At 59.8% G+C, this 24,154-nt stretch carries 26 protein-coding genes and 1 tRNA gene; 18 read left to right on the top strand and 9 right to left on the bottom strand.

What is annotated here, in order from left to right:
• Positions 1-2 precede the first annotated feature (2 nt).
• The 5 genes from ACNKH3_RS01940 to ACNKH3_RS01920 all read right to left on the bottom strand — a co-directional run bounded on the left by ACNKH3_RS01940 (position 3) and on the right by ACNKH3_RS01920 (position 5,686).
• Positions 3-1,283 carry a glucose-1-phosphate adenylyltransferase family protein gene (locus ACNKH3_RS01940; RefSeq protein WP_420208047.1) on the bottom strand — a complete coding sequence of 427 codons (1,281 nt, stop codon included), beginning with the start codon at positions 1,281-1,283 and terminating at the stop codon, positions 3-5.
• Positions 1,280-2,524 (bottom strand): glucose-1-phosphate adenylyltransferase family protein, encoded by a 1,245-nt coding sequence (locus ACNKH3_RS01935; protein ID WP_417916949.1) that lies wholly within the window; start codon positions 2,522-2,524, stop codon positions 1,280-1,282. The genes ACNKH3_RS01940 and ACNKH3_RS01935 overlap by 4 nt, the downstream gene beginning before the upstream one ends.
• 129 nt (positions 2,525-2,653) lie before the next feature.
• Complete coding sequence (locus tag ACNKH3_RS01930; protein WP_420208046.1) at positions 2,654-3,694, bottom strand: DHH family phosphoesterase; 1,041 nt, start codon at positions 3,692-3,694, stop codon at positions 2,654-2,656.
• 184 nt (positions 3,695-3,878) lie between these two features.
• Positions 3,879-5,072: an efflux RND transporter periplasmic adaptor subunit gene (locus tag ACNKH3_RS01925; protein ID WP_420208045.1), complete on the bottom strand. Its 1,194-nt coding sequence runs from the start codon at positions 5,070-5,072 to the stop codon at positions 3,879-3,881.
• On the bottom strand, positions 5,069-5,686 hold the full coding sequence (locus tag ACNKH3_RS01920) for a TetR/AcrR family transcriptional regulator (protein ID WP_417916512.1): 618 nt from the start codon (positions 5,684-5,686) through the stop codon (positions 5,069-5,071). The genes ACNKH3_RS01925 and ACNKH3_RS01920 overlap by 4 nt, the downstream gene beginning before the upstream one ends.
• 305 nt (positions 5,687-5,991) lie before the next feature.
• Between ACNKH3_RS01920 and ACNKH3_RS01915 the strand changes: the two genes are divergently transcribed.
• The 7 genes from ACNKH3_RS01915 to ACNKH3_RS01885 all read left to right on the top strand — a co-directional run bounded on the left by ACNKH3_RS01915 (position 5,992) and on the right by ACNKH3_RS01885 (position 13,667).
• Positions 5,992-7,764 (top strand): hypothetical protein, encoded by a 1,773-nt coding sequence (locus tag ACNKH3_RS01915; protein WP_420208044.1) that lies wholly within the window; start codon positions 5,992-5,994, stop codon positions 7,762-7,764.
• 70 nt (positions 7,765-7,834) lie between these two features.
• Positions 7,835-8,842 carry a caspase family protein gene (locus tag ACNKH3_RS01910; protein WP_417916514.1) on the top strand — a complete coding sequence of 336 codons (1,008 nt, stop codon included), beginning with the start codon at positions 7,835-7,837 and terminating at the stop codon, positions 8,840-8,842.
• The gene (locus tag ACNKH3_RS01905; protein ID WP_417916515.1) at positions 8,823-9,950 is read left to right on the top strand and encodes a hypothetical protein; all 1,128 of its coding nucleotides are present in this window, start codon (positions 8,823-8,825) and stop codon (positions 9,948-9,950) included. The genes ACNKH3_RS01910 and ACNKH3_RS01905 overlap by 20 nt, the downstream gene beginning before the upstream one ends.
• On the top strand, positions 9,951-10,796 hold the full coding sequence (gene bioC, locus ACNKH3_RS01900) for a malonyl-ACP O-methyltransferase BioC (RefSeq protein WP_417917178.1): 846 nt from the start codon (positions 9,951-9,953) through the stop codon (positions 10,794-10,796).
• Between the two features lie 27 nt (positions 10,797-10,823).
• Positions 10,824-11,636, top strand: a complete 813-nt coding sequence (locus ACNKH3_RS01895) for a TatD family hydrolase (RefSeq protein WP_417917177.1) — start codon at positions 10,824-10,826, stop codon at positions 11,634-11,636.
• Positions 11,633-12,346 (top strand): YggS family pyridoxal phosphate-dependent enzyme, encoded by a 714-nt coding sequence (locus ACNKH3_RS01890; RefSeq protein WP_417917176.1) that lies wholly within the window; start codon positions 11,633-11,635, stop codon positions 12,344-12,346. The genes ACNKH3_RS01895 and ACNKH3_RS01890 overlap by 4 nt, the downstream gene beginning before the upstream one ends.
• 10 nt (positions 12,347-12,356) lie before the next feature.
• Positions 12,357-13,667: a UDP-glucose dehydrogenase family protein gene (locus tag ACNKH3_RS01885; RefSeq protein ID WP_417917175.1), complete on the top strand. Its 1,311-nt coding sequence runs from the start codon at positions 12,357-12,359 to the stop codon at positions 13,665-13,667.
• Positions 13,668-13,876: 209 nt separating this feature from the next.
• Here the strand turns inward: ACNKH3_RS01885 and ACNKH3_RS01880 are convergent, their stop codons facing one another.
• Positions 13,877-14,125 (bottom strand): PxxKW family cysteine-rich protein, encoded by a 249-nt coding sequence (locus ACNKH3_RS01880; protein ID WP_420208043.1) that lies wholly within the window; start codon positions 14,123-14,125, stop codon positions 13,877-13,879.
• Between the two features lie 167 nt (positions 14,126-14,292).
• Between ACNKH3_RS01880 and ACNKH3_RS01875 the strand changes: the two genes are divergently transcribed.
• The 10 genes from ACNKH3_RS01875 (at position 14,293) to coaE (ending at position 21,507) form a co-directional block, all read left to right on the top strand.
• Entirely contained in the window at positions 14,293-15,498 is a 1,206-nt protein-coding gene (locus tag ACNKH3_RS01875; RefSeq protein ID WP_420208042.1) for a type II secretion system F family protein, read from the top strand.
• A gap of 119 nt (positions 15,499-15,617) precedes the next feature.
• Entirely contained in the window at positions 15,618-15,908 is a 291-nt protein-coding gene (locus tag ACNKH3_RS01870; RefSeq protein WP_420208060.1) for an integration host factor subunit alpha, read from the top strand.
• Between the two features lie 58 nt (positions 15,909-15,966).
• Complete coding sequence (gene ispE / locus ACNKH3_RS01865) at positions 15,967-16,905, top strand: 4-(cytidine 5'-diphospho)-2-C-methyl-D-erythritol kinase (protein ID WP_420208041.1); 939 nt, start codon at positions 15,967-15,969, stop codon at positions 16,903-16,905.
• 43 nt (positions 16,906-16,948) lie between these two features.
• Positions 16,949-17,023: transfer RNA gene (locus tag ACNKH3_RS01860), tRNA-Gln, on the top strand.
• Between the two features lie 30 nt (positions 17,024-17,053).
• Positions 17,054-17,995, top strand: a complete 942-nt coding sequence (locus ACNKH3_RS01855) for a ribose-phosphate pyrophosphokinase (protein WP_417916518.1) — start codon at positions 17,054-17,056, stop codon at positions 17,993-17,995.
• A gap of 94 nt (positions 17,996-18,089) precedes the next feature.
• Positions 18,090-18,647 (top strand): 50S ribosomal protein L25, encoded by a 558-nt coding sequence (locus ACNKH3_RS01850; protein WP_417916519.1) that lies wholly within the window; start codon positions 18,090-18,092, stop codon positions 18,645-18,647.
• Between the two features lie 88 nt (positions 18,648-18,735).
• The gene (gene pth, locus ACNKH3_RS01845; protein WP_417916520.1) at positions 18,736-19,344 is read left to right on the top strand and encodes an aminoacyl-tRNA hydrolase; all 609 of its coding nucleotides are present in this window, start codon (positions 18,736-18,738) and stop codon (positions 19,342-19,344) included.
• 105 nt (positions 19,345-19,449) lie between these two features.
• Positions 19,450-19,953 (top strand): CarD family transcriptional regulator, encoded by a 504-nt coding sequence (locus ACNKH3_RS01840; RefSeq protein WP_417916521.1) that lies wholly within the window; start codon positions 19,450-19,452, stop codon positions 19,951-19,953.
• 20 nt (positions 19,954-19,973) lie between these two features.
• Positions 19,974-20,885 (top strand): RluA family pseudouridine synthase, encoded by a 912-nt coding sequence (locus tag ACNKH3_RS01835; RefSeq protein WP_420208040.1) that lies wholly within the window; start codon positions 19,974-19,976, stop codon positions 20,883-20,885.
• Positions 20,878-21,507 carry a dephospho-CoA kinase gene (gene coaE, locus ACNKH3_RS01830; RefSeq protein ID WP_420208039.1) on the top strand — a complete coding sequence of 210 codons (630 nt, stop codon included), beginning with the start codon at positions 20,878-20,880 and terminating at the stop codon, positions 21,505-21,507. The genes ACNKH3_RS01835 and coaE overlap by 8 nt, the downstream gene beginning before the upstream one ends.
• 24 nt (positions 21,508-21,531) lie before the next feature.
• Here coaE and ACNKH3_RS01825 read toward each other — a convergent pair whose 3' ends face one another.
• The 3 genes from ACNKH3_RS01825 to ACNKH3_RS01815 form a co-directional block, all read right to left on the bottom strand.
• The gene (locus ACNKH3_RS01825; RefSeq protein WP_420208038.1) at positions 21,532-21,846 is read right to left on the bottom strand and encodes a hypothetical protein; all 315 of its coding nucleotides are present in this window, start codon (positions 21,844-21,846) and stop codon (positions 21,532-21,534) included.
• 32 nt (positions 21,847-21,878) lie between these two features.
• Complete coding sequence (locus ACNKH3_RS01820) at positions 21,879-21,971, bottom strand: type II toxin-antitoxin system RelE family toxin (protein WP_420208037.1); 93 nt, start codon at positions 21,969-21,971, stop codon at positions 21,879-21,881.
• Between the two features lie 147 nt (positions 21,972-22,118).
• The gene (locus ACNKH3_RS01815) at positions 22,119-22,325 is read right to left on the bottom strand and encodes a hypothetical protein (protein WP_420208036.1); all 207 of its coding nucleotides are present in this window, start codon (positions 22,323-22,325) and stop codon (positions 22,119-22,121) included.
• Between the two features lie 467 nt (positions 22,326-22,792).
• Between ACNKH3_RS01815 and rho the strand changes: the two genes are divergently transcribed.
• Positions 22,793-24,040 (top strand): transcription termination factor Rho, encoded by a 1,248-nt coding sequence (gene rho / locus ACNKH3_RS01810; protein ID WP_420208059.1) that lies wholly within the window; start codon positions 22,793-22,795, stop codon positions 24,038-24,040.
• Positions 24,041-24,154 lie beyond the last annotated feature (114 nt).

Here is a 24,154-nt window from a genome sequence, read left to right as displayed (position 1 = left end):
CATCAGGCAGCGGAAAAGACCACGCCGTGCTGGCACTCTTCGAGCGGCGCACTGCTGCGGCTGAAACCGGTCTGAACAATGCAGTTGCGGCCTATCTTCATGCCTTCCGGAATCCGCGCCTCCTTGCCGAGCAGAGTGATGCCGCTGTAGAGATGCGTCGGGAAGTCCTTGTTGATGATCTTCTTCGCCTCGGCATCGCCGCAGCCAACTGCCGCGCCGCAGCCGACGTGAATCCGCTTGTCCGCCACCACCAGATCAACTTCAGCCCCGGCTTCTATCACGGAATCCTCGAAAATAACTGAATCGCGGACTGCTGCGCCTTTTCGCACGATCACGCCGGGCGAGAGGACGGAGTTGATCACTGTGCCTTCGATCACGCAGCCAGCGGCAATCAACGAAGACCGCACCGTGCAGCCAGCGGCGAAGCGGGCCGGAGCGCGGTCCATCATCCGCCGCTTGGTCTCGATGTTCGGCCTGATTCCCCATGCTTCCGGCGAGATGCCAGAATCCGGGCCGATGATATCCATGTTCGCGTCCCAGTAGGCCTGAATGGTGCCGACATCGCGCCAGTAGCCATAGAAGGGATAGGCGAAGACCTGCCGTTCCTCAATCGCTTTAGGGATGATGTGCATCCCAAAGTCAATCTCGCTGCGGTCGCGGGCGAGCATGGCCAGCAAGTATTCGGTGTCAAAGACATAAATGCCCATCGAAGCTAAGTTGGTGCGGGCGACCTTGGGCTTTTCCTCCCAGTCCACAATCCGGTTGTCTTCGTCCACAATGCCAGCCCCGAACTGATGAATCTCGCTCATTGGCACGACCATCATGCCGATGGTGATGCCTGCTTTTTTCGCCCGGTGGCAGGCGATCATGTCGTTGAGATCCATCCGGTAAATATGGTCGCCGGAAAGAATCACCACCTGCTCAGAGGGATTGGCTTTGATGAAGTCAATGTTCTGCCGGATCGCGTCTGCCGTGCCTTTGTACCAGTCGGAATCCTTCTCGCCGGTGCGCGGCGGCAGGATTTCCACACCTCGGCTGCGGCCTGTGAAGTCCCACGCTTGGCCGCTGCCAATGTGCCGCATCAGCGAGAGCGGCTTGTACTGGGTGAGCACGCCAACCCGGCTCAGGCCAGCGTTCATCACATTGGACAGAGAAAAATCAATGATCCGGTAGATGCCGCCAAAAGGCACTGCCGGTTTAGCCCGGTGGCCGACCAGTATATTCAGGCGGTTGCCTATGCCGCCTGCCAGCAGCAGCACCAGCGCGTCGTTCGCGTCTCTCATCGCAGTTCCTCCAAATCAGCCAAGCCCTGCTGCGGCCATTTGTCCGCGTCCATCTCCGGCGCGACTGAGCAGCCGCCGCCGATGATCATGCCGTCAGGAACATGGTTGTTCCAGCCGATCACCGTCACCCGGCCCTCTGCCGCGCCTGCCCGCACGCCGCTGCCAAAGCTGGTGTTGACATCGCTGATCACTCGCTCCAGCCTGCTGCCCTCTTTCACCACATTGTTGAAGAAGAGGATGGAATTCCTGACCTCCGCGCCTTTCTCCACCCGCACGCCAGGGAAGAGGATGGAATTGGTCACTTTGCCCTCGACGATGCAGCCGTTGTAGGCCATCGAATTGTCCAATGAGCCGTCCTGCCCTACTTTGAGCGGCTGGCAGTCGCGGATGCCGCGATGCTCCAAATTCGTACGCAGGCCCCAGTGCTCCATGTCAATCAGCGGGCTGTCGCCGAGCAGGTCCATCGAAGTCTGCCAGTATTCGTCCACGGTGCGCGTGTATCCCCAGTAGCCGTTGAATTTGTAGCCGAAAACCTTCATGCCGCGCTGCATCATCAGCGGGATGATGTCGCGGCCAAACTCGTAGGATTCGGCAGCCTGATTTTCCTTCAGCACATCGCAAAGCACTTTGGGCTTGAAGCAGAGCACAGTGAGCGAAGCCCAGTCGCCCTTCGGCTCCTCCGGCTTTTCTTCATAAGAAAGCAGCCGTCCGCCTTCAGCAGTGTCATCAGCAATCTCCGCCACGCCGAAACGACGGGCCGCGCTCTTCTTCTCAACTTTAATAAAGGCGGCGGTGAGGTCGGCATCGTGCTCATGATGAAAGCGGATCAGCTGCCGGTAGTCCATTGAATAGATATGATCGCCGGAGAGGATCAGGATTTCCTCCGGCTTGTTGTAGCGGATAAAATCAAGGTTCTGATAGACTGCGTCCGCCGACCCGCGATACCAGTGCGGATTATAGTAATCTTTGAAGGGCGGCAGGATGAAGATGCCACGGTTTCTGCCGATCATGTCCCAAGCCGCGCCGGTGCCGATGTGGTTGATGAGCGAATAGGAGCGGTACTGGCTCAGGATGGCGATGCGCTCAATGCCGGAGCGCATCAGGTTGCTCAGGGGAAAGTCGATCACCCGGGCGAAACCGCCGAAGGGGACAGCGGATTTGGGACGGTAATGGGTGAGCACACCCAGCTCGTCAACGCGGCCTCCGGCCAGAATCATCGCCAAAGTGGAAGGCATTGCCATATTCAGACTCTCGTGCAGTTCGGACTTTTAGAATGTTGCCTGCGGAAGCGGCGGCAGCCCGCAGGAAGGCCGTCTTTTCCGCGACCGAATTATACTGCGGCGGCAGGGAAAGGAAAAGAAAAAGGCGGGTCAAAGATGGCGGGTGGCGATTTTCATCAGCGTGGCTGTGCTGAAGTCCTGGCCCTCGCGCCGGGGCGGCAGGTTCTTCAACGGCAGCTCTGCCCGCGCCGCCTCGCGGTGGCCGCCGGCGGAGCCGTACTCGCTGAAAGTTTTCTGAGCGAACTTGCCCGCATGCTTGCGGTAGCCGTCGCAGCGGAGGATGACAATCAGCTTGTCGCCGGAGATGCCGGAGACGAAAACCCAGTCGAAGCCATCAACATGGTTGAGGAAATCGGCGATGATCACCAGCACGTCCGGGGTGCTGACCTTGCCGAGATGGGCGTAGGCCCGGCCCTTGCTGGCCTTGACTTCTTTCAGGGCGGTCTTGAAATATTTCAGCTCGGAGCGGCGCAGCTCTGTCAACTCGAACTTGCGCACCAGGTTGCGGTTGGCAAAATTAAAGACATAGCGGAAGGAGATGCCGTCAGCCAATTGAAGATTCTTCTTCTCAAAATTCTGGGTGTCAACCTTGATGCCGTAATACAAGGCAGTTGCCAAGGAAACAGACGGTGTGATGTTGGCGGCCCGGATATATTCTATCATCATCGAGGCTACCGCTCCATAATCCGGACGGATGTCAATGAATTTCACATTTGCATCCCAGCCGTTCGTGACCGGGTGATGATCAATCACCGCGTCGAACTGAATTTTCTCAAAGCAGGGCTGGTGCGTCGGCTGGGAATCTAAAAGAATCTTTTTGGAATAATCATTGATCTGAAGGGTGTGCAGCCGCTCAATCGGGATTTTCAGCCGCTTGATCATGGTCAGGTTGTTTAGCCGCCGGATTTCGTTCGGATAACCGATGGTGACGCTGCCGACGCGGTAGCTGAGGAGCCGCTTCACCGCCAGCGCACAGGCGAGCGAATCCGGGTCGGCGACAATGACGATCAGCACCTGATCCGTGCGGCTGAAAAGCTGGTAAAAGGCATTGAGGCGGGTCTGGGCGGAACAGCGGCTTTTTTCGCTGCGGTTGACGATGCCTGCGATTTTTTCCAAGCGTGTCTGCTTCAACAAAGCTCCTGCGGCTGAGGTTCACAGAGAGGCAGCTTTGCGCATCTCCGTAATGCAAGGTCTTTTTCTGCGGAATCCCGGAAACTCTGTCCAATAGTAGCACAGGACGGCGGAGAAATGCAAGCAGGCTTTCGCGCAGCGGAAAATTTGCAGAATTTGCAACTTGAGGCTCGTGCGTGCAGAATCAGGCTTCAAAATATCGCTGATCTGCTCCCGCGTTTGAAACAGCGGCCAGCTCCTTCAAATCGGCGGCGGCCTTCACTGTCCGCACCTTTTGCCCGTCCTCCACGCTGCGGTGGCCCTCAACGATCACCTTGTCGCCCGCCTGCAAGCCTTCTGTGACCAGCACCTGCCAGCCTTCGAGGAAGCCGGTGCGCACTGTCCGCCGCTTGGCGAGGCCGTTCTCCTCGACATAGACAAACTGCTCGCCGTTGCGGGAGATGACCGCGTAGATGGGCACGGCAAGGGCCTGCGCCTGCTCCTCCTTGACCACCTCAGCGCGGACGAACATGCCCGGCAGGATGCGGCGGCCCGGGTTGTCCAAGGCCAGCTCCAGGCGGTAGACGCGGGCCATGCTCTCCGGCGCGGGCGCGAGGAAATGCACCGGCGCGGTGAATTTCTCCCCGCCCAGCGCCTGCACCTCGATCTGCACCGCCTTCAGCCTGCGCACTGCGGCCACATCGGACTCAGGAATGGAGACTGCGGCCTTGACCCGCTCCAGCTCCAGAATCTCGGCCAGAGGGGCGGGAGAGAACGAGTGCACCAGCATTCCGACTTCCGCGTCCAGGCGGCTGATCACTCCGGCTATTGGCGCGGTGATCTGGCAGCGCGACAGCTTCAGCTCCGCGTCCTCAAGGGCGGCCTTGGCCTGGCGGACTTGGTTCTGCTGCTCCTCCAAGCTGGCCTGCGTGCTGATGCCCTTGCTGCGCAGGGACTCGCTGCGGGCGAGGTTGGCGCGGGCCAGCTCGTGCGCTGCCCTGGCCGAATCCGCCGCGATCTGATACTCCTTGGTCTCCAGCCGGGCGACAAGCTGGCCCTGCCTGACCTGGTCGCCTTCCTTGACAAAGATCTCCTCGACGCTGCCCGCCACTTTGGCCATGAGCTGGAGGCTGCGCCACGCCTCGATCACGCCGGGCAGGCTGATCTTGTCGCGCAGCGGCGCGGGCCGCAGCTCCAGCGTCACCACGTTCACCGGCGGCACCTCGGCAGCGGTGGCGTTCCGCAGCTCCTCTTCGAGCACGGCCTTCTTCGCCTTGACCTGCTCGTTGACCCGCATGGCGACAAAGGCCAGCAACAGGATGAAGAGCAGGCCAGGCAGGTTGTAGAGGAGGAAGCGGACAATCTTGGCCCGCATGGTTCTCGCTTCTGGATGAGTCATGGCAGCTCTGGCTGCGGCATGAGGCCGCTCAAGGCTTGACGGAACATCACCTGCATGGCGGCGCGGACATCGTCCTCCTCCGGCAGGCGGCCTGAATACCATGCGGACAAGGCCATGAGATAGAGCGCGTAGAAGTGGCCGCAGGTCAGGGTCAGGTCGATGTCGCGTCGCAGCTGGCCGCGCGTCTGCGCTTCAGTGAACATGATGACAAAGAATTGGATGAACTGCTCCTCGATCTTCCGCGACTTCTCCGTGGTCAGCTCTTTCGGGAAGATGACTTCCCGCATCAGCGTGCGGCCAAAGCCCTTGTTTTTGGTCACATAGCGGAATTCGTGCATGAAGACATGCAGCAGCTTCTCCTCCAGCGGCGCGTCTGCCGGGATGGTGCGTTGCAGCTCAAGGTGGAGGCATTCCAGCTCGTCCTCGCAGAAGGCCAGCAGTATTTCGCTCTTGGAGCGGAAGTAGGAGTACACGGTGCCTTTGCCAATCCCGGCGGCTTTGGACAAGGCGGAAATGCTGGTGTTCTCATAGCCGCGCTCGCCGAAAAGGGTGAATGCCGCCTCCATGATGGCGGCTCTGGTCTGTTTTTTTTTCTGCTCGCGCAATCCGGCCATTTGCCTTTCCTGTTGTTGTCATTGAAGATGAATTATGGCTGCGGTCAAATTTGACCTAAGTCAAACTTTAGGGCTTCCGGCACAGTCTGTCAACGGAGAAACGGCTGTGGTCGGGTCGCGCTGACCCAGCCGCAGCCAGAATTCCGTTTTCTGACGCGCCGGAGCCTTCCGCCTCATACTGACTCCGGGTATGATCTTTTATGAAAAACCGCCGGTTCTGTCTTGGCGGCCCGCTGATTTTAGAGTAGATTTGAACATGCCCGCGTTCTGCGGCACACCCGACACCCACCAAAAAGGAGGAAGCCATGTCCACCCCGCCGAAAAAACACAACTGCCCCATTCTCGATCTGTTCAAAGGATGCGGCTGCGGCAGCAGCAGCAAGCCGGAACAGCCAAGCTGCGGCTGCGGCGATCACAGCCATGACCGCGATCATGCGCATGAGGCCGGACACAGCCACGATCATGGCCACGCGCACGGGCATCATCATGACCATGAGCACCCGCACGTCCACCCGCACGGCGGCCATGATCACGGTGCCAGCGGCGGTCAGGAGCACAGCCATGCCCACGGCCACGACCATGCGCATAATCACGAGCATGATCAGGAGCACGGGCACAGCCATGAAGCGGCGGCTGCGCCTGCTGCGGACGGAGAGGACAAGGCGGAAGACAGCAATGCCGACGACGGACAGCTGGAGGTCAGCGCGGAGCAGGAGCAGGCTCTGCGGGCTGATCTGGAGGCCTTTGAGAACGAGCCGGCGGAGTTCATGGACCGCCTGCCGCTGAAGCGGACAGAGCAGCAAGGCGCGACACCTGAGGCGCTGCCTCTTTTCAGCCCGGAGGCGCTGGAGAGCAAAGCTTATGTCGGCGCCCGCGACGAGCTGCGCACCCTTTTGGACAGCGACGAGGAGGAGCGGGCGACCCGCGCCGCCATCGCCTCCAATGATCAGGCCCGCAATCTGGTGGACAGCTATGTCCACACCAGCCTGCAAAGCATGCAGGCCAGCGGCTTGATGCGGGCGCGTCTGAGCGTCACGCCGTGGTCGGACGACTACTGGGGCCTGTATCTCGGCTGCCTTGGCAAACGCTACGCCGATCCCGGCTTCCCCCATTCCCAAGACTGGCAGGAAAATTACAGCTACGTGCAGAGCCGCCCAGCCTCAGGCATTCTCAGCAGCGGCAGCGCGGCGGCTGTCAATCAGCTCTCGCCTTCGGAGAAGTACGATATTCTGATCGGCGACAGCAGCTTCAGTCTGACCCGGCAGATGTGGGCGGACGGCGAGCGGTATCAGCAGCAGTACGGTCATGTCGAGACATGGATGGGCATCTGCCATGGCTGGGCGCCGGCCAGCTACATGGCGCCGCGCCCGGCCAAGGCTGTCACTCTGACGGCTGCGGACGGCAGAACGCAGCTCACCTTCTATCCTTCAGACATCAAAGCCCTGGCTTCGCTGCTCTGGGCCAAGGCCAGCCCCAGCGTCAGGTTCATCGGCGGCCGCTGCAACGTCCCCAACCCGGAGCGGGACGAAATTGGCCGGGTGATCGCGCAGGACTGCTTTGACACCAACCCCGGCACTTGGCATCTGGCCGTGGTCAATCAGCTCGGCGCGTCCAGGCGGAGCATGGTCATGGATGTCACTTTTGACTATCAGGTCTGGAATCAGCCTGTGGTCGGCTACCGCTATTACCATTTCAACCCGAAAAGCATGACGTATCAGAGCGCGATCGCCGCCGCCGCCGTGCCCCGCGCGAGCTTCACCAACGACAAGTTCGCCCGCTACCGCAGCAGCCAGACCGCGAGCGTCATCGGCATAGAAATGTACGTTTCCTACACCGTCGAGACTGCCCCCAGCCACAGCATGACCGACAGCCCCGGCAGCGACGCGGTGCAGGAGGTCCGCTATCTCTACGATCTGGAGCTGGACATCTCCGGCAAGATCATCGGCGGCGAGTGGCGGAGCAAGGCGCATCCTGACTTCCTCTGGACCCCGCCCAAGGGCAGCCAGGCGCAGGGAGGCGGCTCCGGCGTGCCGCAGGCGGACGTGGTCGCCCGCCTGATCAATCTGGCCAACAGCTGAGAATGGGCAGGCCCGCTCTGTCTGCGCGGGCCTTTTTTTCATGATCAACTTCAGGCACAGGTGCCGGATGATGCCCGACAAGAAGAAAAAACATCACGCCATTGTCATCGGCATCAACGACTATCCCGGCTTGGAATCTCTCAAAGGGCCGGTCAATGATGCTCTGGAATTTGATGCCTGGCTCCGTGACCCGGCAGGCGGCAACCTGCCCGGATCCAACATCAGGCGGATGCTCTCGACTGATTTTCCCGCGCAGTCAGGCAGCCCCACGCCGAACCAGGTCGAGGCACTTTTTGAGCCGTTCATCGCCGATTACTACGACGGCAAAAAAGAGGGCGAACGGCTGTACATCTTCGCGGCAGGCCACGGCTTCGGCGATCCTGGCGACATGAGCCGCACGGCGCTCTACGCCGCCAATGCCAAGCGGATGTTTCCTTGGCACATCGCGGTCACTGACTACGTCGAATGGCTGCGCCGCCACGCGGTCTTTGACGAGCTGGTGCTGATCATGGACTGCTGCCGCACGGTCAATGTGCCGTATCAGATCCGGGAGCCGCAATATACGGTCAGTCAAGGCCACTTCAACGCCGATCAGATGAAATATTTTTACGCCTTCGCCGTGGGCCGGGGCCGGGAAGCCCGCGAGCGGCCCTTTGAGGACGGCATCAACGCGGGCATCTTCACCCGGACTATGCTCGACGCGCTGCGGAACGCCCGCCCGATTCAGGGCGCAGTCACCGGGCAGGCTTTGAAAAATCATATTCACAACAGCATCGCCCGCTTTGCCGGAAATTCAGAGGCAGAGCCGCCGGAAATCCGGCTCGACTCCAGCCGGGATATCACCTTTTTCAAACGGAAGACAGCGGGCGCGGCGGAAGTCCGGGTCAGCCTGCAACCCTACAGCGGCGCGGAGCGGCTGGTGCTTTTCGACGGCAATTTCAAGGAAATCAGGCAGGAAGCGGCAGGCACGGCGGCGGTGACGCTGGAGCTGGAGCCAGGTCTGTATAAAATCGCGGTGGGCGGCACAGGCCGCCAGAAAATATTCGAGGTGCCCGGCAATGAGCAAATCACCGTCTAAGCAGACCGGCGCCCTGAGTGTCAGGGCGGCGGACAGCCTGACCGAAGTCTTTCTCGCTGACAGCCGTTTTCAGCTGATCGCCAGCGGCATCGGCAGGGCCGAGGCGGCGGTCGCGCCCGGCCTCTACAAGGCCCGCTTCCGGGTCGGCCAAGTGCAGACGGACAGCCTGATCGAGGTTGCCTCTGGAGCGCGGAGCCAAATTTTTGACGGCCCGCCCGTGCAGTTCGCCTCGCCCGCGCCGCTGGCGCAAACGTTGACGTGGAGGGAGGAGCACGGCGCGGCGGCGCAGGAGCTGTCTCGCGCTAAACACGCTCCCTTCAAAACCGGCAGCGGCAGCCAGCTGTTCCTCTGTCTCCGGGGCTTGAGCGACGAGGCGGCCCGGCCATGGCTGGGCGTGTCGCTGCATGATATACACGGCGAGCTGCTGGCAGAGGCGGCGCATGGCATCTGTGCTGCGGAGAGCCGGTTCTGCGCCTTGCATCTTGAGCTGGATCCCGGTCTCTACCGTCTGCGGGTGGAGGATGAGCCAGGCGAGGTCTATGAAATTTTTGTCCAAACTTTGGCGGGCTGGCAGACCCAAGTCTTCGCTGTGGCGGAGCAATCGTGGCAGCCCGGAGTGGATGCGGTGCGGGCCGCGCTGCCGGAGGCCGCTGTGCTGATGGCGGAAATCGGCAAAGGCTTTGATCCGGCCAGTCCGGCGGCGCGGCAGACTGAGCTGCTCCGCCTCGGCCTGCTGCATGGGCGAAAAATCCTGACTGAACCCGGCCTGAAAAGTCTGCTGGCAGCGCAGCCGCTCAACCCGATGAACGTGCTCTATGCCGCACACCTGATCCAGAAGCCGGATGAATCAGGTCTGACCGAGCTGCTGGCCTCGCATTTGGACAAAAATTTGAGGGAACTGCCGGATATACATGCTGTGCTGATCGACGCAGGCTCCCGAAAAAGGCCGTCTGTTTTTGCCCTGCCGCCTCTGTTCAGTAAAGGCTGGCAGCTGCTCATGGAAGGGGCCGACAAAGAAAAGGCCGTCATCACCCCTGGCTCCCTTAGCGAAAAAATTCAAGGCAGAACGCTGAACTCCTCTCTCTGGCTCCTTCACCAGCTCCGCTGAATGTGTTTTTCTTCCCACGCAGAGGCTGGCTCCAGCCTCTGCTCTGTCTCGCCTGCTCTCGTTGACAAAGACCTGCTGCGCCAGCAGTTCCGGCGGGCTGCGGCCAGCTACGAACAGCAGGCTGTAATTCAGCGTCGCACCGCCGAGCGGCTGCTTGATCTGCTGGCGCAGCACTGCGTCAGACCGCCGCAGCAGGTGTTGGAGATCGGCTGCGGCACCGGGCTGCTCACCCGGAGTCTGATCGGACGGTTCAGCGGCATCCGCGAGCTGATCTTGAACGATCTGGTCCCGGATTTTGCCAGCCGCCTTGACCTGCCCGCCTTCAGTCCGGCAGTGCGGCTGCTGTCCGGCGACATCGAGGTGCTGCCCCTGCTTGGCGGTCTGGATCTCGTTCTTTCCGCCTCCACCTTTCACTGGCTTCACGATCTGGACGGCCTGCTGGTCAAATTGGCGGCCTGTCTGCGTCCCGGCGGCCTGCTGGCCTTCTCCCTGTATGGGCCGGAGAATCTGCGCGAAATCCGCGCCCTGACCGGCATTGGCCTGCGCTACCGCAGCTTGACGGAAATCGCCGCCAGTCTCCGCCGTCATTTCACCCTGCTCCACAGCAGCCATGAAACAGTGACGCTGCGTTTCGCCAGCCCGCAGGACGTGCTCCGCCACCTGCGTCAGACCGGAGTCAACGCCCTCAGCCGCAGCCTGTGGAGCCGCTCACGGCTGGAGCAGTTCTGCGCCGAATACCGCCGCCGTTTCAGTGCTGACGACGGCGGGGTTGCCCTGAGCTATCATCCGTTGTATTTTGTTGCCCGCCGGGGAGAGGACACGCATCGCTCCTGTCCGGCAACTTGAGCGAACAATATCATCTCAACTGATCTGATGAACACGACTGCCCTGCCCGCGCTGCCACACGGCTGCCGCTTGGTTGACACCCACTGCCATCTCGACATGTCCGAGTATCAGGCCGATTTGGCTAAAGTCATCGCCGCCGCAAACCGCTGCGGCGTGACCAAGATCATCACCATCGGCATTGATCTGGCCAGCTCGCGCCGGGCGGTGGAATTGGCCGCCGAGCATGAGGGCGTTTACGCGGCAGTGGGCATCCATCCTCATGATGCCGACAAGGCCGGGGACGAGGCGACGTTCCGCCATCTGCGCGAGCTGGCCGCCGCGCCCAAGGTGGTCGGCTTCGGCGAAATAGGCCTTGATTACGCCAAGAATTATTCGGCCAAAGCGGCGCAGCTGCGCGTTTTCGCCCGCCAGCTTGAGCTGGCCAAGGAGCTGCGCCTGCCGCTGATCATCCACGACCGCGACGCGCACGAGGACTGTCTGCGCCTGCTGCGGGAGAAAGGGCCTTTCCCGCGCGGCGGGGTGATGCATTGCTTTACCGGCAGCCGCGAGCTGGCCGAGCAGGTGCTGGAGCTGGGCTTTTATCTCTCCATTCCCGGCATTGTCACTTTCCCCAAGGCCGAAAGCCTGCGCGAGGTTGTGCGCGGCCTGCCGCTTGACCGGCTGCTGCTGGAAACCGATGGGCCGTTTCTTGCGCCGGTGCCGTTCCGGGGCAGATGCTGCCGCCCGGAGCATATGCTCCACACTGCCGCCGCCGTGGCCGCGCTGCACGGCGTTTCCTTGGCGGAAATCGCTGACCAGACCAGCCGCAATGCGGAAAAACTCTTTGCTTTGCCAGCATGATCTGCGACAATCTTGAACAGGTGCGCGCCGCTGTCCGCGCTGCCGCCTTGGCCTGCGGCAGAAATCCTGACGCAATCAAGATCATGGCGGTGTCCAAGCACGTGCCTGCGGCGGGCGTGGCTGCAGCGCAAGCCTGCGGCCAGACAGTCTTTGGCGAAAATTACCTGCAAGAGGCGGCAGGCAAGATCAGCCAGCTTGATCCTGCCTTGGAATGGCATTTCATCGGCCATTTGCAGAGCAATAAGGCCGCCGCCGCCGCGTCGCTGTTCCAAGTCATTCAGACTGTTGACCGGCTGAAGCTGGCCGCCGCCTTGGACAAGCACGCGGCGCAGCTCGGCAAACAGTTAGACGTGCTGGTGCAGGTCAATGTGGGCCGCGAGCCGCAGAAATCCGGCGTGCTGCCGGAGCAGGCCGAAGAGCTGCTCCGGGCTATGCGACCGCTGGCCAGCCTGCGCGTCCGGGGCCTGATGACCATGCCGCCGCTGGGCCGTGAGCCGGAAGCAAGCCGCCCGTGGTTCCGTTCGCTCAAGCAGCTCTCCTTGCACTTGGCTGAAGAGAGTTTGTTTCATGACAATGAGGCGGTTGCATTGTCCATGGGCCTGTCAGGAGATTTCCGCGTCGCTGTCGAGGAAGGCGCGACGATGGTCAGAATCGGCACGACACTTTTCGGCGAAAGACCAATAAATTTATCTCAGGATATCGAAATATAAAAGGGAAAAAATGAAAATAGCAATGATCGGCACCGGCTATGTCGGCCTTGTCACTGGCACCTGCTTGGCGGAGTTCGGCCATGACGTGGTCTGCGTGGACAAAATTGAGGAGAAGATCGTCCGCCTGCGGCAGGGGCAGATTCCGATCTACGAGCCGGGCTTGGATGTGATGGTGGCCAAAAACGTGGCCGAAGGGCGGCTGCGCTTCACCACCAAACTGGACGATGCGGTGCCAGAGGCGGAGGCGGTTTTCATCGCCGTCGGCACGCCCTCTTCCCGGCGCGGCGACGGCTACGCGGACCTCAGCTACATCTACGCGGCAGCCAAGGAAATCGCCCCCTGCCTGCGCGGTTACACCGTGATTATCGACAAAAGCACGGTTCCAGTGGGCACTGCCCGCCAAGTGGCCCGCATCGTCCGCGAGGCCAATCCGCAGGCGGATTTTGATGTGGCCTCCAACCCGGAATTTCTGCGCGAAGGCGCGGCCATCGCCGACTTCATGCGCCCGGACCGGGTGGTGATCGGCGTGGATTCGGAACGCTCGGAGCTGCTGCTGCGCGAAATCTACAAGCCGCTCTATCTGCGCGAAACGCCGATCGTCAGCACAAGCATTGAGACTGCCGAGCTGATCAAATACGCGGCCAACGCCTTCTTGGCGGTGAAGATCAGCTTCATCAACGAAATCGCCTCAGTCTGCGAAGCGGTGGGCGCGGATGTGGCCGCGCTGGCCAAGGGCATCGGCATGGATGGCCGGATCGGCAGCAAATTCCTTCATCCCGGCCCTGGCTACGGCGGTTCCTGCTTCCCCAAAGACACACTCGCCCTGATGCGTCTGGTGCAGGAATACGGCGAAAGCCTGCGCATCGTCGAGGCGGCGGTGGAGGTGAACGCGGCGCAGAAAGCGCGGATGGTCAAAAAAATCCGCGACGCAATGGGTGGCTCGGAAGCGGGCAAGGTCATCGCCGTGCTCGGCCTGACCTTCAAGCCGGAGACCGACGACATGCGCGACGCGCCCGCAATCAGCATTCTCCCAGCCCTGCTGGAAAAAGGCGCGACAATCCGGGCGCATGACCCGAAAGGCATGGAGGAGGCGCGGAAATATCTGCCCGAAGGCGTGGACTATGCGGAAAACGCTTACGCCGCCTGCGAAGGCGCGGACGCGGCAGTGCTGATGACTGAGTGGAATCAGTACCGCGCCCTTGATCTGGAGCGGCTGAAAAAGGCGTTGCGGCAGCCAGTCTTCATCGATCTGCGCAATGTCTATGAACCTGCGGCAATGAAGGCAGCTGGCTTCCGCTACGTCGGGGTGGGAAGAAAATAGTAATGAGCTGACTGGTGTCGCAGGAGCAATGAGCCGCCGGAGCGAAATCAGCTGCCTGAGCGGAGCCGAAGGCAGCTGATTTCGCTCCGCTCAACCGCCTTGACGCAATGGAACAGGAACGTCAACGTAACAAGAACAACGGGAAGGGCGGAGCAGACGGGGTCTTGCGCTGGCGCAGCCAAGACCCGCCGCCTGAAACGTGACAGGGACTACTTTTTGCGGGCCGAAGCGCGCTTGGCCGCTTTCAGCGGGTTGACTTTTATGGTGACTATTTTGATTTCCGGCTTGGCATGGGTGGCCAAGTTGCAGAAACCCAGCCGCCATTTTGCCGAGGGCTGCATGAAGGTGCCGCAGTACTGGCTGCTGTTTTCGGCAACAACGCGGTCGCAGCCGCTGCACTTGTCAATGATCGGCTGAAAGCCGCCGGAGCTGTATTTTCCTGCGCTGCTGGTCTGCATTCTGCGAACCTCCTGAAAAAATATGATGTTTTCCTTGAACTGGAAAGAAATCTTGCATACAATGAAACTGGTTGCGCCAAGCTGCCATTTTATAAATGGTATTGCGCCCGCTGTCAACTGTTTATACGGTGTTTCCGGCTGAAAAATATCACTGTGGGGTCTGAGCGATGCCTGTTTACGTCTGGAAAGGAAAAAATTCCCTTGGCAACAAGATCAAGGGCGAGATAGAAGCGGTCAACGAGGCAGGGGTGCTGGCCCAGCTCAAGCGCCTGCGCATCCAGAACCCGACGGTGAAGGAAAAGCCCAAGGACATGTTAGCCAACGTGGCCTTCCTTCAGCCCAAGGTCACGGGCAAGGACATTGTCATCTTTGTCCGCCAAATGTCCACGATGATTGACGCAGGCCTGCCCTTGGTGCAGAGCCTGCAAATTCTCTCCAAGCAGCAGGACAATCCCACTTTCAAGCGGGCATTGACCGAAATGCTCAACGATGTCGAAACCGGCCTGACGCTGGCGGACAGCATGCGCAAGCATCCGAAAATATTCGATTCGCTTTTCGCCAACATGATTGAGGCGGGCGAGGTGGGCGGCATTTTGGACACCATTCTTTCCAGGCTTGCGGCATTCAAAGAAAAGTCAATGGCCTTGCAGAAGAAAATCAAGGGAGCCATGACCTACCCGGTGATCTGTCTCGGCATTTCAATTCTTATCTTGGCGGTCATCCTCATCTTCGTCATCCCGGTTTTTCAAGAGATGTTCGCCAGCATGGGCGGCGCATTGCCCACGCCGACTCAGATAGTCGTTGACATGAGTGAGTTCGCCAAAGCGAATTTTCTTTACATCATTGGTGCCGTCTGGGTTGCTGTCATTATTTTCAAAAAATATTACAACACCGAGGGCGGGCGGATAAAAATAGACGGCTTGCTGCTCCATGCGCCGGTCTTTGGCCCGCTGATCCGCAAGGTGGCTGTGGCCAAATTCACCCGCACCCTCAGCACCATGCTGGAGAGCGGCGTGCCAATCTTGGACGCACTGCAAGTGGTGGCCAAGACCGCCGGCAACAAGGTCATCGAGCAGGCGGTTTTTCATGTCGCCAGCTCCATTGCTGAAGGCCGTCCGATTGCCGAGCCGCTGGAGGAGTCCGGCGTGTTCCCGAACATGGTGGTGCAGATGATCAATGTCGGCGAGTCCGTCGGCGCGCTGGATGCCATGCTGTCTAAAATCGCCGACTTCTACGACGAGGAGGTCGATCAGGCAGTAGAGAACCTCACCGCGATGATCGAGCCGTTCATGATGGTCTTCCTCGGCGGCATGATCGGCGGCTTGGTTGTGGCCATGTACCTGCCGATCTTCACCATGGCCGATGCCATCTGATGGCGGCTCAAAAAAGGCAACAATAATGATAATTATTGACAGGGCCTTTATTTTTTCTTATAGTTAGAGTAGGTTGGAATGACTATTCCGCACAAGGCCATAATATGGAGGTATACGAAATGACCCTGACCAAGGCAAATCTCATTCAAGCGGTTTACAAGAAGCATCCCGGCCTGACCAAGACGCAGGCCGCCGAATCGGTGGAGACCTTCATCCAGCTCGTCAAGGAATCCTTGATCAAGGGCGAGGATCTGCTCCTCAGCGGCTTCGGCAAGTTCAACGTGAAGGACAAAAAACCGAGACGCGGGCGCAATCCGCAGACTGGCGACGAGCTGATTCTTGATGCCCGCCGGGTGGTTACGTTCAAGCCCTCCGGCATCCTCCGCAGCAAGATCAACAACGGCAAATAACCCGCCCTCCTGCCCCGGACAAGGGGCAGGACGCCTTCTTTTCACCCCCGTCACAGCCTTGCTTTGCACGACACCGCCGCCAAGTCAGCCTTGCTTCCGGCACGTCCTCACGCTCCGCGCTCCGGCCAAAATTAATCTGTATTTGAAAATCCTCGGCAGGCGGTCTGACGGCTATCATGAGTTGGATACGCTCATGCAGAAGGTTGAGCTGCATGATGAGCTGGAGCTGTCGCTGGCTGATGAGCCGGGCATCCGGCTGATCTGTCAAGACGCTGATCTGCCGGAAAATGAAGGCAACATTGTTTTCCGTGCCGCACGGCTTTTTCTCAATCAAACCGGTAAGAACGGACAAGGACTGCATATTATCCTGCGCAAGCGCATTCCGCTGGCCGCTGGCTTGGGCGGCGGCTCCAGCGACGCGGCGGCGGTGCTGACAGGGCTGAATCAGCTCACCGGCGCAGGCCGCACAACTGAAGAGCTGGCGGCGATGGGCCTGCGGCTCGGCGCGGACGTGCCCTTCTTTGTTTATGATTATCCGGCGGCTTGGTCGGGCGGCATCGGCGAGCAGCTGGAGCCTGCCGCGCCGCTGCGCCGTTTCATCGTGCTCTTAGTCAATCCGGGCATCGCGGTTTCGACCAAATGGGCCTACGAAACTTTTTCGCAGACCGCCGGGAGAATTGCATTGACAGCGGCAGGGAAAAAGTTTAATCTCTTGAATTTTTCAAGCGAATCCGGTCTCCCTCTGCGGCGGCAGCAGGCTTTTTTGCCTTCCGACCTGCTGAACGACCTTGAACCGGTCACAGCGGAAAAGCACAGCGTGATCGGCGAGCTGAAGGCGCGGCTTTTAGCCGCAGGCGCGGCAGGGGCGATGATGTCCGGCTCCGGCTCGACCGTCTTCGGCCTCTTCGCCGCCGGAACAGAAGCGCAGGCGGAATCCTGCCTGCGAGAATTGCGACAAGAATACGGACAGGCTTATCTGGCCGCTCCGCTGACTTAAGGCTGTCCACAGCGAATTTGCTGTGCAGAAATTGATGCAGGACTGGGGTGTCGTCAAGCGGTAAGACACAAGGTTTTGATCCTTGCATTCGGGGGTTCGAATCCTCCCGCCCCAGCCATTTTCTGCCAGAACCATGTGAGATTCTGAAATGCCCAACGTAATGAAGATCTTCACCGGCAACGCCAATCCGGAAATCGCGCGGGAAATCTGCAACTATCTCGACATTCCGCTCTCCAGCGCGGAAGTGAAAAAGTTCAGCGACGGCGAGATTTCGGTGGAGATCGGCGAGAACGTGCGCGGTACAGATGTTTTTGTCATTCAGCCGACCTGCACGCCGGTCAACGACAACCTGATGGAGCTGCTGATCATGGTTGACGCGCTCCGCCGGGCTTCGGCGCGGCGGATTACCGCAGTCATGCCTTATTACGGCTACGCCCGGCAGGATCGCAAGACGAAACCGCGTGTGCCGATCACGGCCAAGGCGGTGGCGGAAATGCTGATGGCTGTAGGCACACGGCGCGCCCTGTGCATGGATCTTCATGCCGGACAGATTCAGGGCTTCTTCAACATTCCGGTGGATCATCTCTATTCCGCGCCGGTGATGTTGGAATACATCCGCAAGAATATTGACGACGATGTGGTCATGGTCTCGCCAGACGCGGGCGGTGTAGAGCGCACCCGCGCCTTTGCCAAACGCCTCAACGCCGACTTGGCCATCATTGACAAACGGCGCGAGCGGGCCAACGAGTGCGAGGCGATGAATGTCATCGGCAACGTGCAGGGCCGTACCGCCATTCTTCTTGACGACATGGTGGACACCGCCGGCACCCTCTGCGGCGCGGCGGCCAAACTGAAGGAGTGCGGGGCAAAAGAAGTCCACGCCTGCTGTTCGCACGCCGTGCTCTCCGGCCCGGCCATTGACCGGCTCAACGCCTCGGAAATCAAGTCGCTGGTGGTGACGAACTCCATCCCCATGCGCGGCAAGACCGAACGCTGCGACCGCATCGTGGTGCTGTCCGTGGGCGAGCTGTTGGGCGAGGCGATCAGCCGCATCCATTCCGAAGATTCGGTCAGCTACCTTTTTGTGTAATATTTCTGAATTTTGCTGAAAAACGTCGGCAGGAGCTGATTACCCGCTCTGCCGCCTTTTTTCTTGATACTTTCTGGATGAAAGGGAGAACATTATGCTGCAAGTGAACATGTCAGCCGCCAAACGGACGGCTTTTGGCAAAGGTGAATGCGGACGGATGCGGGCAGCCAAGAAGACTCCGGCGGTGGTCTATGGCAAGGGCCAGGCAGCCATGCCGGTCGAGTTTGACGCGGCAGCTCTGTATAAAGATCTGCTCTTCATCCATGGCCGCAACGCTGTAGTCACCTTGAAAATCGAGGGCGACGAGAAGGCCGAGCGTCATGCTGTGGTGCAGGAAATCCAGAAGGCGCCGACCATCGAGCAGGTGCTGCATGTGGATTTCTTGGAGATTGAGCTGGACAAACCGGTGAGCCGCCCTGTGCCGCTGCGCCTGACCGGCGTGGCCAAAGGCGTGGAGTTCGGCGGCGAGCTGTCCGTGCTGAAACAGAGCGTGGTGCTGCGCGGCTGCCCGTTGGACATCCCGGACGAGATCGTTGCTGACATCACCGCGCTGGACAAGGGCGGCGCAGGACTGACCTGCGCTGACCTCAGCCTGCCTGCCAAGGTGGAGCTGATGGATGCTCCGTCGCAGGTCTGCGCGTTGGTGCTGTAAGCCAAATTCTGTAGGGGCGGTTCGCGAACCGCCCCTACCTCGTTATTGAACCGGAAGATTTTCTTCCGGTTTTTTTATTTATGGACAAATGACAAGCGGATATTTGATCGTCGGCTTGGGCAATCCCGGCCCGGAATATGAGCTGACCCGGCACAACGCAGGCTTTCTTGCGCTGGATTATCTTGCTGATCAGCACGGCTGGCCGCTGACCAGCGAGAAATGGCAGGGCATCTGCGGCAGCGGGCGGCTGGGCAGCCAAAAGGTCTTTCTCGTCAAGCCGCAGACTTACATGAACCGCTCCGGCGAGTCCGTGGCCCGCTTTGCCGAGTTCCACCGCATCGGGCCGGAAGGCATTCTTGTCCTGCATGATGACCTTGATCTGCCTGCCGGAAAAATCAAGGTCGCGGCCAAAGGCGGCGCAGGCGGCCACAACGGCATCCGCTCGCTCATGCAGCATCTTGGCAGCTCGGATTTCGCCCGCCTGAAAATTGGCATAGGCCGTCCGCCGCGCAACGAGCAGGGCCAAGGAATGCCGGTGGACCGCTACGTGCTCTCCGCCTTCAGCGGCGAGGAGCTGGAGCTGTTCAACAGCCGCCTGCCGCTGATCCAAGAGGCGGCGGAGCTGTTCGTCAGCCAGGGCGTGGAACGCTGCATGAGCCAGATCAATGGCCGGACTGCCGAGCAGCAGCGGCCCTGATGCACATCTTCAAATTCCTTGATTTGCCAGAAGTGAAAAAATATGTTACTGTTCTGACCCTGAGCAGTTGAATGTGTCTGCACAATGCGGTCAGCCGGAGGCATCATGAGCGAAGTCAAGGAAAACAAGAGTTTCGCAGCAGGCGACATGGCCGTTTATCCCTCCCACGGGGTCGGCCAGATTGAAACCATCAGCGTGCAGAAGGTCGGCGGCATAGACCAGACCTTCTACGTTCTCAAGCTGCTGGAAAGCGGCATGACCATCATGATCCCGACCAGCAGCAGCCGCACTGTCGGGCTGCGACCGGTGATCAGCCAGAACGAGGTCAAGCAGGTGGAGGACATCCTCCGCGACCGGGAAGGCAAAATCAGCACCCAGACGTGGAACCGCCGCTACCGCGATTACATGGACAAAATTAAAACCGGCTCCGCCTTTGAGGTGGCGGTGGTGCTGCGTGACCTGCTGGTGCTCAAGGGCGACAAGGAACTGTCCTACGGCGAGCGGAAGATGATGGACACAGCCAAGACCCTGCTGATCCGCGAGCTGTCCGTGGCCCGGCAGATGGACGAGGAGATGGTCGAGCAGCAGCTGGAGGAGATGTTCGCCTGAACAACGCCGCGTCCTTTCTGGTGCAGCCGCAGGAAGCTGGGCTGCGGCTGGATCATTATTTAGTCCGGCAGCTGCCGGAGCAAAGCCGTTCCAGTCTTGACCGGCTGATCCGCACGGGTTCTGTGCTGGTCAACGGCGAGGCAGTCAAGCCGGGCTGCAAGCTGCGGGCTGGCGATAGCGTCGCTGTTGCAGTGCCCGCAGTCCCTGCCATAACAAACCGTCTACAGCCGCAGCCGGTTGATTTCCATATCATTCATGAAGACGAGCAGCTGGCGGTGATCAGCAAGCCGCCGGGTTTGGTTGTCCATCCCGCAGCCGGTCACAGCGACGGCACCTTAGTCAATGGCCTGCTCCACCGCTACGGCGAGCTGGAGCTGCTCGACGGCGAGCGGCCCGGTCTTGTCCATCGTCTCGACAAGGACACCTCCGGCATCATGCTCGCCGCCCGCACCGAGGCCATGCACCGCCTGCTTGCCGCCGCCTTCAAGGAACGGCAAATCCACAAAACCTACCACGCCCTGCTTCTGCGCAGTCCGGCTGCCGACACTGGCCGGATTGACGCGCCCATCGGCAGGCATCCGGTCAACCGGCAGAAAATGGCGGTGCGGCAGCACGATGGCCGTCATGCGGTGACGAACTGGCGGATATTGGAACGCTTCCGCAACAGCTGCTGCTTCGCGGAAATCGGGATAGAAACCGGACGCACCCATCAGATCCGGGTGCATATGTCCTCCATCGGCGCACCGGTGCTCGGCGATGCGCTCTACGGCGGCAAAAGCCAGACCGTGCAGGCTGACCGCCAGCTCCTTCACGCTTCTCAGCTCCGTTTTGTCCATCCAGCAAGTGGTCAGGCTTGCCATTTCACCGCGCCGCTTTGGCCAGACATCGAAGCCGCACTTGCCCTCCTGCGGGAGCAGTTCCGCCTTGCCTGAGCTGATCGGCATCACCGGCGGCATTGGTTCCGGCAAGAGCCGCGCCTGCCGTTATCTCGCTGACTTAGGCGGCTGGCCGCTGCTTGATCTCGATCAAATCTGCCGTGCGCTGCTCCTGCCAGAAATGCCGGGCTGGCAGGCTTTGCGGCAGGCTCTGGGGCGTGATTTCTTCACCGCTGCTGGCGAGTTGAACCGGCCCAAGCTGCGCGAGGCCATCTTTGCGGATGCCGCCTTGCGCCAGCAGGTGGACGGGCTGCTGCATCCCTTGGCCAAACAGGCAATGGCAGCGCAGGCGACCCGACTCAATGCGCCGCTGGTGCTGGCGGAAATCCCCCTGCTCTTCGAGGCGGGCTGGCAGGACAGCGTCAGCCAGATCGTGGTTGTTTATGCCGACGAAGCCGTGCGTCTGCGGCGGATCATGGAGCGCGATCAGGTCAGCGAAGAGCAGGCCCGGCGGGCCATTGCCGCGCAAATGCCACTGGAGGACAAAGCCCGGCTGGCTGATCATCTCATTGATAATTCAGCGGGGTGGGAGAACACTTGTGTTCAGTTGCGGCAGGCCGCTAAATTGATGGGCAAGCAAAAAGACGCTTGCCCATCCTACAGTGCTTTATTCACATAACGTTGCGCATGACCGGATAGTGCTTTAAGGCTCGACTATTTCAGGCTTCCAGTGGTAGTTCGTGTAGAAGAAGGGTCTTTCTCCTTCTCGGTCAGTCAGTTTAGCCTTAAACAAGAATTTGGTTCCTGGCGGATGACTACTACGCAAGTCTTTGCTGCATTCAAGTAGGAGATCACTTGGGTCCAACGACCGATTGTCACACTCGGTTTCCACTTCTTCGGGGAGATTCTGGCTCTGGTCACGGGTCAGTCTGAGCGCAACTGCATCACGATGCCCGGACGTGCTTTCCAAAACAAAGCTCTCAAACCACAGTTTGTGGTACTCCTGATTTAATGCCATGCTTGTCGCCTATCTGATTGATATTATCCTGCTCACCGGTACACTTCTTTCCTGTGCCTGACACGGACAATAGTGACACACGCATCCGCCTCTGCCACTTCGTACACAATCCGGTAGTCGCCCACGCGGATGCGGTAGATGAATTCGGTGCCCTGAAGTTTCTTGGCACCAGGCGGCAGCGGCTCATAGGCCAGTTGCTCTGCGCCTCCACAATTCTGGGAATCATCTGCCGGTCAATCTTCCGCAGCTCTTTTGCCGCAGATGCCCGCCATTCAAGCCGGAAGAAGGCCATCGTCCTTCAGCTCCTTCAGCAGCTGCTCATGCGAAAGCGTCTTTTCCTCCCGCCGTTCAGCAGCGGCAGCCAGATCAGCCAAGTCTTCCATCAGTTTTTCGTAGGCATCAAAGGGAATCACCACAGCCTTCTTCCGTCCCTTCGCATCCACAATGAATTTCGGGCGCACGTTCAATGCGGCATTCATGCCAGCCTCCTTTTGAATTCCTTCAGCCAGCATACGCACGGGAACTGCCCTTGTCAACAGGGAAATATTTGCTGGAAGAGGCGGTTTCAGGCCCAGCCGGAAATCAGTCGGCATGGCCTCAATCCTACGACTTGGGCCGCCGCAGTTTTTTTCCGCCGCTGCTGGGAAAAAATCTTGACAGCGGCCCGCCAAAACAATAAAGTTCAGCAGCAGTTCAATTCCTGTCGTTCTGTTTATTCCGTTCTGCAACACAGCAGCACCGACTGCCGCCTGCCGGGTCAATCTTTCATTTTTATTCCGCCAAGCCGATTGCAAACAGCCTCTTTTTAAACCGTCTTCCTGACGATTTTTTTGCCATTCCTTGCCGTTCCGCATCTATTGCCTGCTGACTGTCCGTTCCGGCCCTGCTGCCGGACTCTTTTCTTGTTCACCGCACCTGCCCATTGAGGAGGAAGGAACCCCTGATGATCAATCCCAATGATTTGAAACACAAAAAAATCAAAGAGCTGGTCGCTTTGGCCGCCGATTTGAAGATTGAAGGCTACAGCTCCATGCGCAAGCAGGACCTGATCTTTGCCATCCTCAAATCGCAGTCCGACGAAGACGGCAAGCTGCGGGGCAGCGGGGTTCTGGAGGTGCTGCAAGACGGATTTGGCTTCCTCCGGGCACCGGACTACAACTACCTGCCCGGCCCGGATGACATCTACGTTTCCCCCTCGCAGATCCGGCGGCTGAACCTGAGCACCGGCGACACCATTGAAGGCGAGGTGCGCGCACCGAAAGAGAACGAGCGCTACTTCGCTCTGCTCAAAGTGGACAGCGTCAACCACGATCCGCCTGAGAAGTGCAACGACAAGACCCTGTTCGTCAACCTGACCCCGCTGCACCCAGACGAGCCGATCAATTTGGAGTCTGAGCCGGACAACTACTCGACCCGGATCATGAACATCGTCTCGCCGCTGGGCAAGGGCCAGCGCGGCTTGATCGTCGCGCCGCCGCGCACCGGCAAGACCGTGCTCATGCAGCAGATCGCCCGCTCGATTGTCAAGAATCACCCAGAGATCATCCTCATTGTCCTCCTGATTGACGAGCGGCCAGAGGAGGTCACGGACATGCAGCGCGGCGTGGATGCCGAGGTGGTCAGCTCGACCTTTGACGAGCCGCCGCAGCGGCACATCCAAGTGGCGGAGATGGTGATTGAAAAGGCTCGCCGCTTGGTTGAGCATCGCAAGGATGTCGTCATTTTGCTCGACTCTATCACCCGCCTGGCCCGCGCCTACAACACCGTCACTCCGGCTTCGGGCAAGATCCTCTCCGGCGGCGTGGAGGCCAACGCTCTGCACCGGCCCAAGCGCTTCTTCGGCTCGGCGCGTAACATCGAGGAAGGCGGCAGCCTGACCATCCTCGCCACTGCTTTGATCGAGACCGGCAGCAAGATGGATGACGTGATCTTCGAGGAATTCAAAGGCACCGGCAACATGGAGATTGTGCTGGATCGCAAGCTCTCGGACCGCCGCATCTATCCCTCGATCAACATCCAGAAGTCCGGCACCCGCAAGGAAGACCTGCTCCTGTCTGAAAGCGACCTGAACCGGATGTGGATCCTGCGCAAGCTGCTCGCCTCGATGAACCCGGCGGACGCGATGGAATTCCTCATGGACAAGATCAAGCACACCAAGACCAACGCCGAGTTTTTCGCCTCCATGAACAGCTGAGGCGGCGGCCTGCGCCAGTTTTTGCTTTTCAAACAGGGCGGAACGGGTATAATTGCCCATTCTGTCAACTGCTACTTTTGCCCGCCGCTCAGTGCGGCCTTATTCGGAGGCTCG

It is taken from the genome of Candidatus Electronema sp. JC, from assembly GCF_048287365.2.
GTDB lineage: Bacteria > Desulfobacterota > Desulfobulbia > Desulfobulbales > Desulfobulbaceae > Electronema.
This window is presented reverse-complemented; position numbering and strand designations above follow the sequence as displayed.

Excerpts from the sequence above, each read along its gene's own strand:
- ACNKH3_RS01905 (WP_417916515.1), top strand. The coding sequence starts at position 8,823 with ATGAGCAAATCACCGTCTAAGCAGACCGGCGCCCTGAGTGTCAGGGCG.
- ACNKH3_RS01935 (WP_417916949.1), bottom strand. The coding sequence starts at position 2,524 with ATGGCAATGCCTTCCACTTTGGCGATGATTCTGGCCGGAGGCCGCGTT.
- bioC (WP_417917178.1), top strand. The coding sequence starts at position 9,951 with ATGTGTTTTTCTTCCCACGCAGAGGCTGGCTCCAGCCTCTGCTCTGTC.
- ACNKH3_RS01855 (WP_417916518.1), top strand. The coding sequence starts at position 17,054 with ATGCCCAACGTAATGAAGATCTTCACCGGCAACGCCAATCCGGAAATC.
- ACNKH3_RS01815 (WP_420208036.1), bottom strand. The coding sequence starts at position 22,325 with ATGAATGCCGCATTGAACGTGCGCCCGAAATTCATTGTGGATGCGAAG.
- ACNKH3_RS01890 (WP_417917176.1), top strand. The coding sequence starts at position 11,633 with ATGATCTGCGACAATCTTGAACAGGTGCGCGCCGCTGTCCGCGCTGCC.
- ACNKH3_RS01895 (WP_417917177.1), top strand. The coding sequence starts at position 10,824 with ATGAACACGACTGCCCTGCCCGCGCTGCCACACGGCTGCCGCTTGGTT.
- pth (WP_417916520.1), top strand. The coding sequence starts at position 18,736 with ATGACAAGCGGATATTTGATCGTCGGCTTGGGCAATCCCGGCCCGGAA.
- ACNKH3_RS01875 (WP_420208042.1), top strand. The coding sequence starts at position 14,293 with ATGCCTGTTTACGTCTGGAAAGGAAAAAATTCCCTTGGCAACAAGATC.
- ACNKH3_RS01920 (WP_417916512.1), bottom strand. The coding sequence starts at position 5,686 with ATGGCCGGATTGCGCGAGCAGAAAAAAAAACAGACCAGAGCCGCCATC.
- ACNKH3_RS01940 (WP_420208047.1), bottom strand. The coding sequence starts at position 1,283 with ATGAGAGACGCGAACGACGCGCTGGTGCTGCTGCTGGCAGGCGGCATA.
- ACNKH3_RS01910 (WP_417916514.1), top strand. The coding sequence starts at position 7,835 with ATGCCCGACAAGAAGAAAAAACATCACGCCATTGTCATCGGCATCAAC.
- ACNKH3_RS01870 (WP_420208060.1), top strand. The coding sequence starts at position 15,618 with ATGACCCTGACCAAGGCAAATCTCATTCAAGCGGTTTACAAGAAGCAT.
- ACNKH3_RS01840 (WP_417916521.1), top strand. The coding sequence starts at position 19,450 with ATGAGCGAAGTCAAGGAAAACAAGAGTTTCGCAGCAGGCGACATGGCC.
- ACNKH3_RS01850 (WP_417916519.1), top strand. The coding sequence starts at position 18,090 with ATGCTGCAAGTGAACATGTCAGCCGCCAAACGGACGGCTTTTGGCAAA.
- ACNKH3_RS01880 (WP_420208043.1), bottom strand. The coding sequence starts at position 14,125 with ATGCAGACCAGCAGCGCAGGAAAATACAGCTCCGGCGGCTTTCAGCCG.
- ACNKH3_RS01885 (WP_417917175.1), top strand. The coding sequence starts at position 12,357 with ATGAAAATAGCAATGATCGGCACCGGCTATGTCGGCCTTGTCACTGGC.
- ACNKH3_RS01825 (WP_420208038.1), bottom strand. The coding sequence starts at position 21,846 with ATGGCATTAAATCAGGAGTACCACAAACTGTGGTTTGAGAGCTTTGTT.
- ACNKH3_RS01925 (WP_420208045.1), bottom strand. The coding sequence starts at position 5,072 with ATGACTCATCCAGAAGCGAGAACCATGCGGGCCAAGATTGTCCGCTTC.
- ACNKH3_RS01915 (WP_420208044.1), top strand. The coding sequence starts at position 5,992 with ATGTCCACCCCGCCGAAAAAACACAACTGCCCCATTCTCGATCTGTTC.